Raw genomic sequence first — 15441 nt, forward strand, 5'->3', positions numbered from 1 at the left:
ACTATTTGTCGCAGGCGATGCCGTCTCGGTCACGGTCGAGGCTGGTGCTGTAACCAGGTTCGCCTTTGTAGATCGGTGCCACCCCGGCCGCCTTTGCCTCAGTGCAGTTCGAGAATGACGCCGACGGTAGATCAGGCTCAGGCGCCGGCGGAACATAAACGGGTGTGGACGTCTGCGGAACCAGTGGGATAGGTGTTTGGGTCGCGGTACCCGGTTCGTCGCGGGTAGGCGGGACCTCGACGATCGACGTGACCACTGACGTCACGACAGTCGTCGAGGTCGGCGTCTTCATGGTTGTCGACGTCGGCGTTGGCGCCGTGGTCGTCGCAATGGTCGACGTCTCGACGACAGCCTTCGGCTCCTCCTTCTCTTCCGATCCCGGTGCCACGAGGCCGATGATGATCAGCAACGCCACGCACCCGGCGACCACCCAGGGCCATTTTCGCTTCTTCTTCGGTGGCTGCGGGTATGGCGATCCCGAAGACGGCCGGTCCCAGCTTTCGGGCATGGAGAATTGCTGCGTCATGGGTAAGGAGAACCTTTCACGAGGTAACGAAAATCGCCTGCCACCAGCGAGATTCACCACCGGATGCGAGATTCACACACCTATAGCGCCAGGTGGTCGCAGCGTTACACATTCTCGTCACCAAATTCGTCCCCTGGTAGGGGCGCCGAGGGAAATGCGCCCTCGGCCAGGCCTCTCGGGGACGATACTGGTGACTATTCGGCATCGAAGAAACTCGCGCCGACATCCTCGTTGCCAGCGGCACTGAATCCCGGCCGCGTACAGACACTCCTCGATGACGCACGACACCAGTGCTACATCGCCAATTCTCGTAACTCCGATGTTCAGGTGTCGGCGACAATTGGCGGTGTTTATAAGGCCACTTCGATAGCGCCGGTTATATTCAGTCGGTGTCGACTACGAACTCATCCACCAACGACTCGCTGCGCAGAAACCTCATCTGGTTGGCGACCATCATCGCCGTCCTGCTGACGGCAATGGCGATCTACGACATCGCCAACGGCGAGCGCAATGTCAGCGTATGGCTGTCCATCGTGTGCTGGCCGATCGTGGCCATCCTCAATGGCGTGCAGCTGTACCGGTTGAACCGCCGGCCCTGACGGTTAGCTGCTACCGAACAATCCGCTGACGATGTCGCTGCTGCCGCCCGATCCGGGAGCTGTGGCACCGCCCCACCTGAGCTGAACGTAACCATCGGTGTTCTCGCCCGATCCGACGGAGTACTCGACGTTGGCCCCGGTGGCCACCGCGTACGAGGCACCACCGCCACCGCCGCCACCCGGGTCGCCCCCGACAACACTGGCGCCGTGGCCTTTGCCACCGCCGTTGTAACCGCCGCCCGCACCACCACCGCCACCACCGGCCACTATGGTTCCGCCTGCGTCCGAACCTTTTTCACCGTTCTTGCTGCCGTTGCAACCCCGCCCCGGGTGCTCGCCCCCGCATCCACCGTGACCTCCGACGCCGATCAGATCGTCGACGCCGTCGCCGTTGACTCCTCGACCACCGGGATTGCCTCCGGCGCCGCCGGCACCACCTTTGGAGTTCGAGCTCCAGTCACCTCCCCCACCGCCACCACCACCGGCGACGACCAGATAGGGGCCATCGTCGACGCGCGCCGCTCCGCACGCTCTACCGGTGCCTTTGACGGCTGTTGACCCGCCGCCGCCCGCTCCGGAGTAGGCACTCGACACTCCGGGAGACGTCCCGTGCTCACCGCCATGCCCATCACCGAAGCCACCGCTGTCGCGACCGGATTGGCCGACCGTGATGGCCAATTCAGTGTTCGGTACAACGGTGAAGGTGCCCGTGACGAGCCCACCGGCGCCACCCCGTCCGGTGTGCCGAAAGGTCCCACCGGCACCGCCGACCGCAGTGATGTCGATGGCAGTCACATCGGCGGGCACACAGAAGTATTCGGTTTTGTGAACGTAGCCGAACCGCTGCGCACCTGGTGCCGCCTGGGCTGGGACTGCGCCCGCGGCGAGGACGCCGAGACTCGTGGTCACGGCGATACTCGCCGCTACGCTCAGTTTCCGAAGCTTGTTGTGTTCATTCGTCGGTCGCGTCCTCCGCGGCGCCGGAGACGGATGGATGTCAGCCATGATCAGCTGCTCCCGAACATTCCATCGAAGATGACGCTGCTGCCGCCGGATCCCGGGGCGGTTGCGCCGTCACCCCAGCTGAGCCGCACGAATCCGTCGGAGTTCCTGCGGGGGTTGACCTGTGGGCTGAAGAAGACATTTGTGCCCGTCGGCGCCGCGTACGAGGCGCCCCCGCCGCCACCCCCGGCAGGCCCACCACTGAGACCGTCGGCGTGACCCCGGCCGCCACCGTTGAATCCGCCGCCGCCACCACCGCCACCGGCGCCGCCTTCGGGATTCTCTGCGCCGTCGGTCCCACGCCCACCGTCTTTGGACTCGTTGCAGCCGTTTCCGGGTGCGCGTCCTCCGCAGCCGCCGTCCCCACCTGCTTCACCCTTGTGTCCGGCAGACCCCACCCGGCCTGCGTCGCCGCCATGCCCACCTTCTCGACCGCCGGTGTTGTCGCTGTTGCCCCCGGCGCCTCCGCCACCGCCGGCCACAACCAGGTATGTCGCCCCATCGGCGTCACGCACTCCGCACGCATGCGTCGTGGATTTGACTGCCGTCGACCCACCGCCGCCGCCGCCCGAATAAGCACCCGACAGGCCGTCGGCCGTGCCGTGCCGCCCACCTCTGCCGTCCCCATATCCTCCGTCGTCATGGCCCCATTGACCAACGGTCACTGCCAGTTCCGTGCCGGGCACGACCGGGAAGGTCCCGACCACGCGAGCTCCGTCCCCGCCGATTCCGCCATTGTCCAGTGTGGTTCCGGCGCCGCCCACTGCTTCGATCGTCATCGTGGTGACCCCTGTGGGCACACAGAAGTACTCGACCGAGCGGGTCATATGGAACCGTTCCGATCCCGACGGCGCAGCCGACGCGGTGCCTGTAGCAAACGTTGCGGTCGCCGCGACGCAGGCCGCGGTTGCTCCGATGGCCATCAACCGGAAGGCGGAGAGGCCCGGCGGCGGAATTTTACGTACGAGGTCGCATCGATGTTGTTGCTTGACGGTGTTTTTCACGATCTTCCCCAATCAGGTGCCGCCAGAGTCTGTCCCACCCATATCGAAATTAGCGTACTAAGTAGACTTATGGTGGAGGTATCGGGGAAATTGTCTAGAATCGGTCGGACATGAGTGAGCGGCGAAAACGAGGTTCCCTGAACCCGCAGCAGGTCGTCGAGGCGGCCCTCGAGGTCGCCGATGAAGGTGGCGTCGACGCCCTGACGATCCGCGCGGTGGCCGAACGCCTCGGAGCCTCACCGATGGCCATCTACCGCCACGTCGACGATCGCGAGGATCTGCTCGTCCGGATGCTCGAGTCCGTTGCGGCCGACTTCCCGGTCGTGATCGACGCACCCACCCCCCTGGAGCGGATCACCAGGCGGTTTCTCGGCCAACACGATCTCCTGGCTCCCCGGCCGTGGGTGTTGCACATACTCGTCCGTGGAGATCTCGTCCCACCCAACTCGTTCGCGGCGCTCGACGCGACCATCGGCGACCTTCTCGAACTCGGATTCTCTGCGTCAGAGGCGATCACGCGGCTGGGTATGCTCTGGCACTTCGTACTAGGCGAGCTTCTCGACCGCCATCCCCAACTGGTGGGCCCGCGCCCGACACAGCGAGAGCGGGCTTTGATGAACATGAATGTGGACGAGTTACCGAACTACGCACATGTACTGGCCGAACTCGACCCCGGCGATGGACCGATGAACTGCCCGATCCGAACCACCTTGCCGATCGTGTTCGCTGCCATCTGCGCTTGATACCCATCGTGCCCAGCGTTCGCCCACTCCCAATGATTCAATGATCGCGTGAACGAGGAGGAGCCCGCCGCGCGACCGTGGTGGGAGTGGCCGGCGCAGTGGTTCCGGGACGACTCGTTCTGGCGCGACGTCGCCGCGCGCTCATTGGCCACCTTGGTGGCCGGCGGTCTGGCGTATCTGTTCGCACTCGGATCCGGGTACATCAGCAGACCTGAGACCGCCGAACTCATTCGCGGCCTTCTGATCGCGCTGATACCGCTGGTGATCGTCTACGTCGCGTATCTGGCCTTCCGCCACGTCCTCGGCAAGCTTGCGCCCCGACCGCGAGTCGTCGTCGCAGTCGCGCTCGTCCCGGTGCTGGGATTGGTTGCGTGGCTCCTGAGCGACGCCGTCATATCGATCGTCGCAGGACTGTAGAAATACGGTGCGCGCAGAGGGATTTGAACCCCCGACCGCTGGTGTGTAAGACCAGAGCTCTACCGCTGAGCTATACGCGCATGGGGCGGCTGGACGAAGGCGAGTTCGCCAGCCGCGGCGGCGAGAGAAAACGTTAGGACTCGCCGCCCGTCCGACCGCCCGAAGGCGTCAGACACCTTCAAGAATCTAGCGCGGCCAGAGCTTTCTCCCAAAGCGACTGGTCACGGACCTGCCCGGCGCCCATCATCTCGGAAAAGGTGATGATGCCGTTCTTGTCGATGACGAAGGTACCTCGGTTGGCGTAGCCCTTGTCGTCGTTGAAGACGCCGTAGTTCTGCGCCACCTCGCCGTGCGGCCAGAAGTCGGCGAGGATCGGGAAGAGATAACCCTGCGCCGACGACCACACCTTGTGGGTCGGCGAGCTGCCGACCGACACCGCAACGAACTCGGAGTGCTCATTGGAGAAATCGGGTAGGCGGTCGCGCACCATGCTCAGCTCGCCCTCGCAGGTCCCGGTGAATGCCATCGGGAAGAACACGAGCAGCACATTCTTCTTGCCCCGGAACTCCGAGAGCGTGAGAGGTTGATTGTTCTGGTCACGCAACGTGAAGTCGGGAGCTTCCGTACCCACCGGAAGCTCCCGTCCAAGCGAAGTGGTCATGCCTTTTTGCCGGCACGCGTCTTCGGTTGCACCAACCGAGATCCCAGCCAGTCCCCGAAACTGACCGCGCTGGTTTGGGTGAGCCCGGCAGTGGGGGCCGCCTCGGCGACCTCGCTGGGGTCCACGTAACCGTCACTTCCGGTCTTGGGAGAAAGCACCCATACAAAGCCGTCGTCGGCGAGCGGGGTGATGGCGTCCATCAGAGCGTCCACGAGATCGCCGTCACCGTCGCGCCACCAGAGCACAACCATGTCGATGACCTCATCGGTGTCCTCGTCCACCATTTCGGCGTCGATCACATCCTCGATGTCGGCACGCAGGTCGTCATCGGTGTCCTCGTCCCACCCCAGCTCCTGCACGATCATGCCCGCGCTCACACCTAGCTTTTGGACGCGATCACCATCTGAAGCGGCAACCAACGCGACGACCTCCTGTCAAAGAAATTATGCGAACACTGTTCGTGCCCGCTTTGATCACTCAAGCGAACAGGGTAAACCCCCAAGTTGCAAGCTGAATGCCGGATTTTTCAAGGGGCAAGTTTTCCGCACGCTTCCACGGCCTTGTTCCTGGCGTCGATCCACCGGTCGGCCGGGTCGTTCAAACCGGACCGCAACTCCCCGCGAACCGCGGCGATGAGCTCGGTGTTTCTGGTCAAGAAAGTACGAACCAACGCCTCGACGGGGGCTTCGATTCCGGGCACCAGTTTGGCGGAAATGGCCTGCTCACCGGCCGTCAGCTGGTCGATCACCACCTGCCCGCCGTCGCCGATGGCCGAATACGATTGCAACTCATTGAGTTTGGTAACGAACTGGTTGTAACTGTTGAGCATGGTCACCACAGTCGTCGTGAACTGCGAGCACAGCGCGAGGGTGAGCGTGCGCGCCGCCTGGGCCGCCCGCGACGACTCGGCGATGCGGGATTGTTCCGCCGTCACCGACACATCGCTCTGATACGCACTCACCTGACCGGCGTCCACCGTGCTCGAGCCGTCGATGGTCGTGGCGCAGCCGGTGAACAACAGCCCGCACACGGCGGCCGCACCCACCCACTTCCAGTTCACATGCCGATCTTGCACGAAATGTACGTAAACCCTCGTGCGAAACGCCCGTGGGTAGGGTGACTTTGCCGTGCTCGTCCCCGTTTGGGAGGTTGCCGATGCCAAGACACATCACTTACGGCACGATTGGGGTAACGCCGACACCACACCCCGGTTCCGGCGCAATTTCGGTTACGGCAGCCACCGCTGCCGAGTGACTCGAGGAGAAAGAGCAGCGCAGTGACTGACAGCACGCAAGCATCCAAGAATCAGCCGCGGGTCCGGGTGATCCGTGAAGGGGTGGCCTCCTACCTCCCCGACATCGATCCGGACGAAACGAACGAGTGGCTCGAATCGTTCGATGGGCTCCTCGAGAATGCCGGTCCCGGCCGGGCTCGCTATCTCATGCTGCGTCTGCTCGAACGTGCCGGCGAAAAACGTGTGTCGATACCTGCGTTGACCTCTACCGATTACGTCAACACCATCCCCACCGAGAGCGAACCCTGGTTCCCCGGTGACGAAGAAGTCGAACGCCGCTTTCGCGCGTTCATCCGTTGGAACGCCGCGATCATGGTGCACCGCGCACAGCGGCCCGGCGTCGGCGTCGGCGGACACATCTCCACCTATGCATCCTCGGCCGCGCTGTACGAGGTCGGCTTCAACCACTTTTTCCGCGGCCAGGAGCATGCGGGTGGCGGCGATCAGATCTTCATCCAGGGGCACGCCTCCCCCGGCATCTACGCGCGTGCCTACCTCGAGGGCCGCATCGACGAGAAGCGGATGGACGGGTTCCGGCAGGAACACTCCCACGCCGGTGAGGGCGGCGGCCTGCCGTCGTATCCGCACCCCCGGCTGATGCCCGACTTCTGGCAGTTCCCGACCGTGTCCATGGGCCTGGGTCCGATGAATGCGATCTATCAGGCCCGGTTCAACCACTACCTCGACGACCGCGGCATCAAGGACACCAGCGACCAGCACGTGTGGGCGTTCCTCGGGGACGGCGAGATGGACGAGCCGGAGTCACGCGGTCTGGCGCACGTCGCCGCGACCGAGGGCCTCGACAATCTCACGTTCGTCGTCAACTGCAACCTGCAGCGCCTCGACGGTCCGGTGCGCGGCAACGGCAAGATCATCCAGGAACTCGAGTCGTTCTTCCGCGGCGCGGGTTGGAACGTCATCAAGGTCGTCTGGGGTCGCGAGTGGGATTCGCTGCTCCACAAGGATCGCGACGGCGCTCTGGTGAACCTGATGAACAGCACCCCCGACGGCGACTTCCAGACCTACAAAGCCAATGACGGCGCCTACGTCCGCGACCACTTCTTCGGCCGCGACCCGCGTACCAAGGAACTCGTCAAAGACCTCAGCGACGACGAGATCTGGAATCTCAAGCGCGGCGGCCACGACTACAAGAAGGTGCATGCGGCCTACGCCTCAGCACTGGCGCACAAGGGCCAGCCGACGGTGATCCTGGCGCACACCATCAAGGGCTACACGCTCGGCAAGCACTTCGAGGGCCGCAACGCCACGCACCAGATGAAGAAGCTGACCCTGGACGATCTGAAGGACTTCCGCGACAGCACGCGCATCCCGATCAGCGACGCCGAGCTCGAGAAGGATCCTTATCTGCCGCCGTATTACCACCCCGGCAACGATGCCCCCGAAATCCAGTACATGCTCGATCGCCGGAAGACGCTCGGAGGTTTCCTGCCCGCTCGCCGGACCAAGAGCAAGGTCCTCAAGCCGGACACCGCGCCTGCGTTGAAACTGGCCGCCAAGGGTTCGGGCAAGCAGCAGGTCGCCACCACCATGGCCGTCGTCCGCATCTTCAAGGAGTTGATGCGCGACAAGGAGATCGGTAAGCGGCTCGTGCCGATCATCCCCGACGAAGCCCGCACCTTCGGTATGGACTCGTGGTTCCCGTCGCTCAAGATCTACAACCGCAACGGGCAGCTCTACACCTCCGTCGACGCCGAGCTGATGCTCGCGTACAAGGAGAGCTCGGTCGGCCAGATCCTGCACGAGGGCATCAACGAGGCCGGATCGACTGCTTCGTTCACCGCTGTCGGCACCTCGTACGCCACGCACGACGAGCCGATGATCCCGCTGTACATCTTCTATTCGATGTTCGGTTTCCAGCGCACGGGCGATGGACTGTGGGCGGCGGCCGACCAGATGGCTCGGGGATTCGTCCTCGGCGCCACCGCCGGGCGCACCACACTCACCGGTGAAGGCCTGCAGCACGCAGACGGACATTCGCTGCTTCTCGCGGCGTCGAACCCGGCTGTGGTGGCGTACGACCCCGCGTTCGGATACGAGCTCGGGCACATCATCGCCGACGGCCTACGCCGGATGTACGGGGAAGACCCCGAGAACATCTACTACTACATAACCATCTACAACGAGCCGATCAGCCAGCCGGCGCAGCCCGACAACCTCGACGTGGCCGGTGTCCTCAAGGGTCTGTACCGGTACTCGGACGCCCCCGAGGGCAAGGAGTATCCGGCGAACATCCTGGTGTCGGGCATCACGATGGCAAGCGCCCTCAAGGCCCAGGAGCTGCTCGCCGAGGACTGGAACGTGGGTGCGTCGATCTACTCGGTGACATCGTGGAACGAGCTCTCCCGCGACGGCATCGAGTTCGAGAAGGCGTCGCTGCGTGAACCGGGCCGCGATCATCCGCAGCCGTACCTGACCGAGACACTCGCCGACGTCGAGGGGCCCTTCGTGGCGGCGACCGATTTCATGCGCGGGGTACCGGAGCTGATCCGGGCCTGGGTGCCGGGCACCTACCTCACCCTGGGCACCGACGGCTTCGGATTCTCCGATACCCGTCCTGCCGCGCGCCGGTACTTCAACGTCGATGGCGAGTCCATCGCGGTTGGCGTCCTGTCGGCGCTGGCCCGCGATGGTCACATCGACATCAAGGTCGCGGCCGATGCGGCGGCGAAATATCAGATAGACGACGTGTTGGCCGCACCCAAGCAGACCAGCGACCCGGGCCCCGGCGCATAACGCTTGAACCCCGCGTCTGCCACCCACCCGTTCTCGCGTGGTCCCTCGGATATTTCCGGCGGGCCATCCGACAACGGGTGGGTGGCTGCTTGTGCAGGGCACCGAGAATCTCCCACGCCAGGTCAGCTCTGGCATAGATTGAACCAATGAATGAGTCACGCGGGGCAGAGTCGTCCGCGGGCGACCTCTTCGGGCCACGTGGTGCGCACGTGCCGGCACCGGCCAATGTCCATGACGCGCTGCCCGACACGTTGCTGCGCCGGGTCAAGCAGTACAGCGGTCGGCTCGCGACCGAGGCCGTGCATTCGATGGAGGAGCAACTCCCCTACTTCTCCGACCTCGAAGCCGGCCAGCGCGCCAGTGTGCAGCTCGTGGTGCAGACGGCCGTCGTCAGCTTCGTCGAGTGGCTGCAGGACCCCGATGGCAACGTCAAGTTCACGGTCCAGGCCTTTCAGGTCGTACCTCAGGATCTCGCGCGGCGCATCAGCCTGTTGCAGACGGTCGAGATGGTCCGCGTGGCCATGGAGTTCTTCGAGAAGTGGCTCCCTCTGCTCGCCCGCAACGACGCTCAATTACGGGCTCTGACCGAGGCGGTACTGCGGTACGGCCGTGAGATCGGATTCGCCGCCGCCTCGATCTACGCGTCGGCGGCCGAATCACGGGGTGCATGGGATTCGCGTCTGGAAGCCCTGGTCGTGGACGCGGTGGTCCGCGGCGACACCGGCCCGACCCTGCTGTCCCGCGCGGCGGCCCTGAACTGGGACGCCGAGGTCACCGCGACCGTGCTCGTCGGCATGCCCCCGCCCGAACGCAACGTGTCGGTGCCGCTGGCGGTGCACAACACCGCCCGACAGCACGATCGCGCGGCGCTCTCGGTGGTCCAGGGCAGCCTGCTCGTCGCGATCGTGAGCGGCCCCGTGTCCCTGGACGAGCCATTCATCATCGATCTGCTCAACCTTTTCGCCGATGGCCCGGTCGTCATCGGACCGACGACGCCGAATCTCGGCATGGCGCACACGAGCGCGATCGACGCCATGGCCGGGGTCGAGGCGGTCGCCGGGTGGCCGAGCGCTCCGCGGCCTGTCCATTCCTGGGAACTGCTGCCCGAGCGCGCCCTGCTCGGCGATCAAGCTGCGATGACGACGCTCAACGACGTCTTGATCAAGCCGCTCGAGAAGGGCGGCGACACGTTGACCACCACGCTCGACGCCTACCTCGATTCCGGAGGGTCGGTGGAGTCGTGCGCTCGCGAGCTCTTCGTCCACCCCAATACTGTTAGATATCGACTAAAGCGGATTTCGGACATCACGGGCCGCGACCCGATGAATCCGCGAGATGCCTACGTCCTGAGGATCGCGACGACGGTAGGAAGACTGACACGAGTAAGACACGACATGCGCACAGTTTTCACAACAGTCACTCGTGCAACAGGCTCCGACGGCGACAGGTGACAGTTGTGCATCAATTCACACTGGGGTAACGGATATCGGTGCGGTGACGATGCAGCCACACTGTCGTGCAATTTTGTGGGAACCCTACAAAGGCATCGCTTGAGGTTTAACCCGTACAACACCCTCACCGACGCTCAATAAGGTGTTCTCTTGTCAGGTGCTCTCCTTGCTTGCGCCCGGACAGGGCTCCCAGACCGTCGGCATGCTCATCCCTTGGCTTGAGCTACCCGGCGCCCGCGACCAGGTTTCGACCTGGTCGAAACTGACACAGCTCGACATCGAGCGCCTCGGGACGACCGCGACGGCGGACGAGATCACCGACACGGCTGTGACCCAGCCATTGGTCGTCGTCTCCGCGCTGCTCGCCTACGACGAGTTGGCCAAGCGCTCGCCCCTTCCCGCCGACACGCTCATCGCGGGGCATTCGGTAGGCGAACTCGCAGCAGCCGCGATCGCCGGTGTGCTGACCGCTGACGAAGCCGTATCGCTGGCCGCGGTCCGCGGTGCAGAGATGGCCAAGGCGTGCGCTCTCGAGCCCACCACCATGGCAGCCGTGCTCGGTGGGGACGAAGCCGCGGTGCTGGCCCGTCTCGCAGAACTCGACCTCGTGCCGGCCAACCGCAACGCCGCAGGACAGATCGTGGCCGCCGGCTCCGTCGAGGCCATCGACGAACTGATCGCCAACCCACCGGAGAAGGCCCGCATCCGCAAGCTCGCGGTCGCAGGTGCCTTCCACACCGAGTACATGGCGCCCGCACAGGCCGCCGTGGCCGAGGCCGCATCCGGCATCACCCCGCAGCAGCCCACCAAGACGCTGCTGTCGAACTCCGACGGCCGACCGGTCACCTCCGGCCGCGACGCGCTCGACAAGCTCGTCGCCCAGGTCACCAGCCCGGTGCGCTGGGATCTGTGCTCGCAGGTCATGCGGGAGAATGACACCACCGGCCTGATCGAACTGCCACCTGCCGGTACGCTCACCGGCATTGCCAAGCGCGAACTGAAGGGAACCCCCACCCGCGCGCTGAAGACCCCCGACGATCTCGAGGGCATCACCGAACTTGGATAGCGATGTCGACGCGCCTGCGTCGACATCCCCGGAAAGGTGCACCGGCCGCGTCACCATCTGGTCTGCACCCGTCCAAAGCGGCGCGCAAGCGTCGCGATTCCGGAAGTCACTCGATACATGAACAAGAAGGGAGCCACATAGTGGCCGCCGCCCAGGAAGAAATCATTGCCGGACTCGCTGAGATCATCGAGGAGGTCACCGGCATTGAACCCTCTGAGGTGACTGTAGAGAAGTCGTTCGTCGACGACCTGGACATCGACTCGCTGTCGATGGTCGAGATCGCGGTGCAGACCGAAGACAAGTACGGCGTGAAGATCCCCGATGAGGATCTCGCCGGACTGCGCACCGTCGGTGACGCCGTGTCCTACATCCAGAAGCTCGAAGCCGAAAACTCCGAGGCCGCTGACGCGATCCGCGCCAAGCTGGACTCCGACAAGACCGGTGAGTGACCAGTAGTGACTAACTCTCTTCGCGATTACTCCACCCTCGGCGGGAATTTCCCGAACGTCGTCGTGACCTCCATGGTCGCCACCACGTCAATCGGCGAAGACCTCGATTCCACGTGGAAAGGTCTTCTCGCCGGAGAGAGTGGCATCAAGACGCTCACCGATGACTGGGTCGAGGAGTTCGATCTCCCGGTCCGGTTCGGTGGGCGTTTGGTCAACGATCCCTCGACGGAGGTCACCCGGGTTCAGGCCCGGCGCATGAGCTACGTCGAGCGGATCGCCTACGTCATGGGCAAACGCCTGTGGGCGCAGGCAGACGAGCCCGAGGTCGACAAAGAACGCCTCGCGGTCGTCATCGGTACCGGTCTGGGTGGCGGTGATGCGCTGATCGACGCGTACAACGTCATGCACACCACCGGCAACTACCGCAAGGTGTCGCCGCTGGCGGTACCGATGACCATGCCCAACGGGCCGGCCGCAGTCGTCGGTCTGGAGATCGGCGCGAGGGCCGGGGTCATCACCCCGGTCTCCGCTTGTTCGTCGGGTTCGGAGGCGATCGCACACGCATGGCGACAGATCGTCATGGGTGACGCCGACATGGTCGTCACCGGTGGCGTCGAAGGCCACATCGACTCGGTGCCGATCGCCAGCTTCGCCATGATGCGTGCGATGAGCACGCGCAACGAAGATCCCGCGGCAGCCTCACGTCCGTTCGACAAGGACCGTGACGGCTTCGTCATGGGTGAGGCAGCCGCGCTGATGGTCATCGAACGCGAAGACCACGCCAGAGCCCGAGGTGCGCACATCCACGCACGCCTCCTCGGGAGCGGAATCACCTCGGACGGATTCCACCTGGTCGCGCCGGATCCTGAGGGAACCGGAGCGGCGCGCGCGATGACCCGGGCCCTGCAGACCGCAGGTCTGGGCAAATCCGACATCAAGCATGTGAACGCACATGCCACTGCGACGTCGGTCGGCGACACCGCCGAAGCCCTGGCCATCAACATCGCCGTCGGTAATCACGCGGCGGTGTACGCACCGAAGTCCGCCCTCGGGCACTCCATCGGTGCGGTGGGCGCGCTGGAATCGGTCCTGACCATCAAGGCCATCGAAGAAGGGGTCATCCCCCCGACGCTGAACCTCGACAATCAGGACCCGGAAGTTGACCTTGACGTGGTTCACGGAGAACCGCGTTACGGCCAGATCGACTACGCCATCAACAACTCGTTCGGATTCGGTGGGCACAACGTTGCGCTCGCCTTTGGGCGCTACTGATCCCGTCGCCTCCCCTGGCGCTTGAAGATCTACCTTTAGGAGATTCCATGACCACCATGGCCCCGATCACCAAGCACGAAGAGTCCATCGATCCCCGAGATCCCTTGCTGCGGTTGACCAACTTCTTCGACGAAGCGTCGATGTCGTTGCTCCACCCCCGCGACAAGTCGGGCGTGCAGGCCGCTGTCGGCCGCGTCAACGGTGTCCGCACCGTCGCCTACTGCACCGACGGCACCGTGATGGGCGGGGCCATGGGGATCGTGGGCTGCAAGCACATCGTCAACGCCATCGACACCGCCATCGCCGAACAGGCACCGGTCGTCGGTATCTGGCATTCCGGCGGTGCCCGACTCGCTGAGGGCGTCGAGGCGCTCCACGCGGTCGGCGAGGTGTTCGAGGCCATGGTGCGTGCCTCCGGCTACATCCCCCAGATTTCCGTCGTCGTCGGCTTCGCCGCCGGCGGCGCCGCATACGGACCGGCACTGACCGACATCGTGATCATGGCCCCGGCCGGTCGCGTGTTCGTCACCGGCCCCGACGTGGTCAAGAGTGTCACCGGCGAGGTCGTCGACATGGAGTCGCTCGGCGGCCCGTTGACGCACGGCAAGAAGTCCGGTGTCTCGCACATCACCGCAGACTCCGAGCCCGACGCCTACTGGCGGGCCCGGCGCCTGATCGGCACCTTCGGACAGCAGGGCCACTTCAGCAGGCAGAAGGCCGAGGCCGGCGACACCGACCTGCGCGCCCTCATGCCCGAGTCGAACCGCCGCGCCTACGACGTGCACCCCATCGTGCGGGCCCTCCTCGACACCGACGTCGCTGCCGACGGTGAAACCGAGATCTCGAGTTTCGAAGAGCTGCAAGCAAAATGGGCTCCGAACATCACCATCGGATTCGGCCGGTTGTCCGGTCGCAGTGTCGGCGTCATCGCCAACAACCCGCTGCGCATGGGCGGCTGCCTCAACTCCGAGAGTGCCGAAAAAGCCGCACGTTTCGTGCGGTTGTGCGACGCATTCGGCATCCCACTCATCGTCATGACCGACGTCCCGGGTTACCTGCCGGGTGTGGGACAGGAATGGGACGGCGTGGTCCGCCGCGGCGCAAAACTCCTGCACGCCTTCGCCGAGTGCTCGGTCCCCCGCGTCACCCTGGTCACCCGCAAGATCTACGGCGGCGCCTACATCGCGATGAACTCGCGCGCACTCGGTGCCACCGCGGTATTCGCATGGCCCGGCTCAGAGGTCGCCGTCATGGGCGCCAAGGCCGCTGTCGGCATCCTGCACAAGAAGGCACTTGCCGCTGCACCCGACGACGAGCGTGAAGCACTGCACGAACGCCTCGCCGTCGAACACGAAGCCATCGCCGGCGGCGTCGGCCGCGCCCAGTCGATCGGTGTTGTCGACGAGATCATCGACCCGGCAAAGACCCGCAGCATCGTCGCCGAAGCACTCGCTTCGGCACCAGCAAGGCGGGGCCGCCACAAGAACATACCGTTGTGATTTTCGTGTAGCCATACGAAACCGGCCCGGACTCATTGAGTCCGGGCCGGTTTCGTTTGTCTATCGAAATCAGCCGACGCGCTGATGCAGCCAGGTGACCTCGGCGCCATCGCCGCCCATGCGGAAGTCTTCGAGCGCTTCGTCCCACGCGGTGCCCAACGCGGCGTCGAGCGCTCCCGCGAGTTCTGCGCCGTTGGAGTGCGCTTCCATCAAAGCCCGCAACTGCATTTCGGCGATGATCACATCTCCGTTGGCGCTCATCGAACCTCGCCACAACCCCAGCCCCGGCACATAGCAGAAGCGTTCGCCGTCGACACCATCGCTGGCGTTCTCGGTCACCTCGAAACGCAGGGTCGACCATTCGCGCAGGGCATTGGCCAGACGGGCTCCGGTACCGACAGGGCCGACCCAGTCGACCGTGGCACGTTGCAACCCCGGCCCTGCATCCTGCGCGGACCATTTCAGGTTCGCGCGAGCATCTAGGGTCGACGAAAGAGCCCACTCGACATGTGGGCACAACGCGACAGGTGCGGAGTGTATGAACACCACACCTGCTGTCACGTCCGCAAACTGGTTAAGGTTGCGCACTTTCCACCTCCGGTTTCGACGAGGAACGTCTTCCCCAACGGCCTGGCGAAACCAACGGCAGATATCACACTCTTGTTGTTTATTGTGCCTTAAGTGACCCGTGTTGCGCTAGTGGA

16 protein-coding genes and 1 tRNA gene are annotated in these 15441 nt (G+C 64.5%); 9 read left to right on the top strand and 8 right to left on the bottom strand.

Annotation, left to right across the window (positions count from 1 at the left end; all coding sequences use genetic code 11):
- Nucleotide 1: 1 nt before the first annotated feature.
- Entirely contained in the window at nt 2-526 is a 525-nt protein-coding gene (locus tag DFR67_RS17415; protein ID WP_245938012.1) for an excalibur calcium-binding domain-containing protein, read from the bottom strand.
- Between the two features lie 389 nt (nt 527-915).
- Here DFR67_RS17415 and DFR67_RS17420 point away from each other — a divergent pair, with 389 nt between their 5' ends.
- Nucleotides 916-1125: a hypothetical protein gene (locus tag DFR67_RS17420; RefSeq protein ID WP_110470774.1), complete on the top strand. Its 210-nt coding sequence runs from the start codon at nt 916-918 to the stop codon at nt 1123-1125.
- 3 nt (nt 1126-1128) lie between these two features.
- Here the strand turns inward: DFR67_RS17420 and DFR67_RS31390 are convergent, their stop codons facing one another.
- Nucleotides 1129-2034, bottom strand: a complete 906-nt coding sequence (locus tag DFR67_RS31390) for a hypothetical protein (RefSeq protein ID WP_158539981.1) — start codon at nt 2032-2034, stop codon at nt 1129-1131.
- Between the two features lie 98 nt (nt 2035-2132).
- Nucleotides 2133-3131 carry a hypothetical protein gene (locus DFR67_RS30550; protein WP_158539982.1) on the bottom strand — a complete coding sequence of 333 codons (999 nt, stop codon included), beginning with the start codon at nt 3129-3131 and terminating at the stop codon, nt 2133-2135.
- 110 nt (nt 3132-3241) lie between these two features.
- Between DFR67_RS30550 and DFR67_RS17440 the strand changes: the two genes are divergently transcribed.
- Both DFR67_RS17440 and DFR67_RS17445 read left to right on the top strand, forming a co-directional pair.
- A complete protein-coding gene (locus tag DFR67_RS17440) occupies nt 3242-3874 on the top strand; it encodes a TetR/AcrR family transcriptional regulator (RefSeq protein ID WP_110470776.1) in 633 nt (210 codons plus the stop codon).
- Between the two features lie 48 nt (nt 3875-3922).
- Nucleotides 3923-4291 carry a hypothetical protein gene (locus tag DFR67_RS17445; protein ID WP_110470777.1) on the top strand — a complete coding sequence of 123 codons (369 nt, stop codon included), beginning with the start codon at nt 3923-3925 and terminating at the stop codon, nt 4289-4291.
- A gap of 8 nt (nt 4292-4299) precedes the next feature.
- On the opposite strand, the gene DFR67_RS17450 is transcribed toward DFR67_RS17445, so the two are convergent.
- The 4 genes from DFR67_RS17450 to DFR67_RS17465 form a co-directional block, all read right to left on the bottom strand.
- Nucleotides 4300-4371, bottom strand: a tRNA-Val gene (locus tag DFR67_RS17450).
- A 98-nt stretch (nt 4372-4469) separates the two neighbouring features.
- Nucleotides 4470-4952: a peroxiredoxin gene (locus DFR67_RS17455; RefSeq protein WP_110470778.1), complete on the bottom strand. Its 483-nt coding sequence runs from the start codon at nt 4950-4952 to the stop codon at nt 4470-4472.
- Entirely contained in the window at nt 4949-5371 is a 423-nt protein-coding gene (locus DFR67_RS17460) for a DUF3052 domain-containing protein (protein WP_084835309.1), read from the bottom strand. Before DFR67_RS17460 ends, DFR67_RS17455 begins: the two co-directional genes overlap by 4 nt.
- A 107-nt stretch (nt 5372-5478) precedes the next feature.
- Nucleotides 5479-6012, bottom strand: a complete 534-nt coding sequence (locus DFR67_RS17465; RefSeq protein WP_146240470.1) for a hypothetical protein — start codon at nt 6010-6012, stop codon at nt 5479-5481.
- Nucleotides 6013-6228: 216 nt separating this feature from the next.
- Between DFR67_RS17465 and aceE the strand changes: the two genes are divergently transcribed.
- The 6 genes from aceE (at nt 6229) to DFR67_RS17495 (ending at nt 14737) form a co-directional block, all read left to right on the top strand.
- Nucleotides 6229-9000: a pyruvate dehydrogenase (acetyl-transferring), homodimeric type gene (gene aceE, locus DFR67_RS17470; RefSeq protein WP_110470780.1), complete on the top strand. Its 2772-nt coding sequence runs from the start codon at nt 6229-6231 to the stop codon at nt 8998-9000.
- Nucleotides 9001-9146: 146 nt separating this feature from the next.
- Nucleotides 9147-10451, top strand: coding sequence for a PucR family transcriptional regulator (locus DFR67_RS17475; protein WP_110470781.1), 1305 nt, complete (start codon nt 9147-9149; stop codon nt 10449-10451).
- A gap of 157 nt (nt 10452-10608) precedes the next feature.
- Nucleotides 10609-11517 (top strand): ACP S-malonyltransferase, encoded by a 909-nt coding sequence (locus DFR67_RS17480; protein WP_110470782.1) that lies wholly within the window; start codon nt 10609-10611, stop codon nt 11515-11517.
- A 140-nt stretch (nt 11518-11657) separates the two neighbouring features.
- Nucleotides 11658-11966 carry a meromycolate extension acyl carrier protein AcpM gene (gene acpM, locus DFR67_RS17485; protein WP_110470783.1) on the top strand — a complete coding sequence of 103 codons (309 nt, stop codon included), beginning with the start codon at nt 11658-11660 and terminating at the stop codon, nt 11964-11966.
- 6 nt (nt 11967-11972) lie between these two features.
- Nucleotides 11973-13238 (top strand): KasA/KasB family beta-ketoacyl-ACP synthase, encoded by a 1266-nt coding sequence (locus DFR67_RS17490; protein ID WP_110470784.1) that lies wholly within the window; start codon nt 11973-11975, stop codon nt 13236-13238.
- 47 nt (nt 13239-13285) lie between these two features.
- Nucleotides 13286-14737 (top strand): acyl-CoA carboxylase subunit beta, encoded by a 1452-nt coding sequence (locus DFR67_RS17495; RefSeq protein WP_110470785.1) that lies wholly within the window; start codon nt 13286-13288, stop codon nt 14735-14737.
- Between the two features lie 69 nt (nt 14738-14806).
- Here DFR67_RS17495 and DFR67_RS17500 read toward each other — a convergent pair whose 3' ends face one another.
- Entirely contained in the window at nt 14807-15325 is a 519-nt protein-coding gene (locus DFR67_RS17500) for a DUF3145 domain-containing protein (RefSeq protein ID WP_084835316.1), read from the bottom strand.
- Between the last annotated feature and the right edge of the window lie 116 nt (nt 15326-15441).

Source organism: Williamsia limnetica (assembly GCF_003217475.1).
GTDB classification, from domain to species: domain Bacteria; phylum Actinomycetota; class Actinomycetes; order Mycobacteriales; family Mycobacteriaceae; genus Williamsia; species Williamsia limnetica.

Coding starts and splice junctions, on each gene's coding strand:
- DFR67_RS17440 (WP_110470776.1), top strand. CDS start 3,242: ATGAGTGAGCGGCGAAAACGAGGTTCCCTGAACCCGCAGCAGGTCGTC.
- DFR67_RS17415 (WP_245938012.1), bottom strand. CDS start 526: ATGACGCAGCAATTCTCCATGCCCGAAAGCTGGGACCGGCCGTCTTCG.
- DFR67_RS17475 (WP_110470781.1), top strand. CDS start 9,147: ATGAATGAGTCACGCGGGGCAGAGTCGTCCGCGGGCGACCTCTTCGGG.
- DFR67_RS17495 (WP_110470785.1), top strand. CDS start 13,286: ATGACCACCATGGCCCCGATCACCAAGCACGAAGAGTCCATCGATCCC.
- DFR67_RS17455 (WP_110470778.1), bottom strand. CDS start 4,952: ATGACCACTTCGCTTGGACGGGAGCTTCCGGTGGGTACGGAAGCTCCC.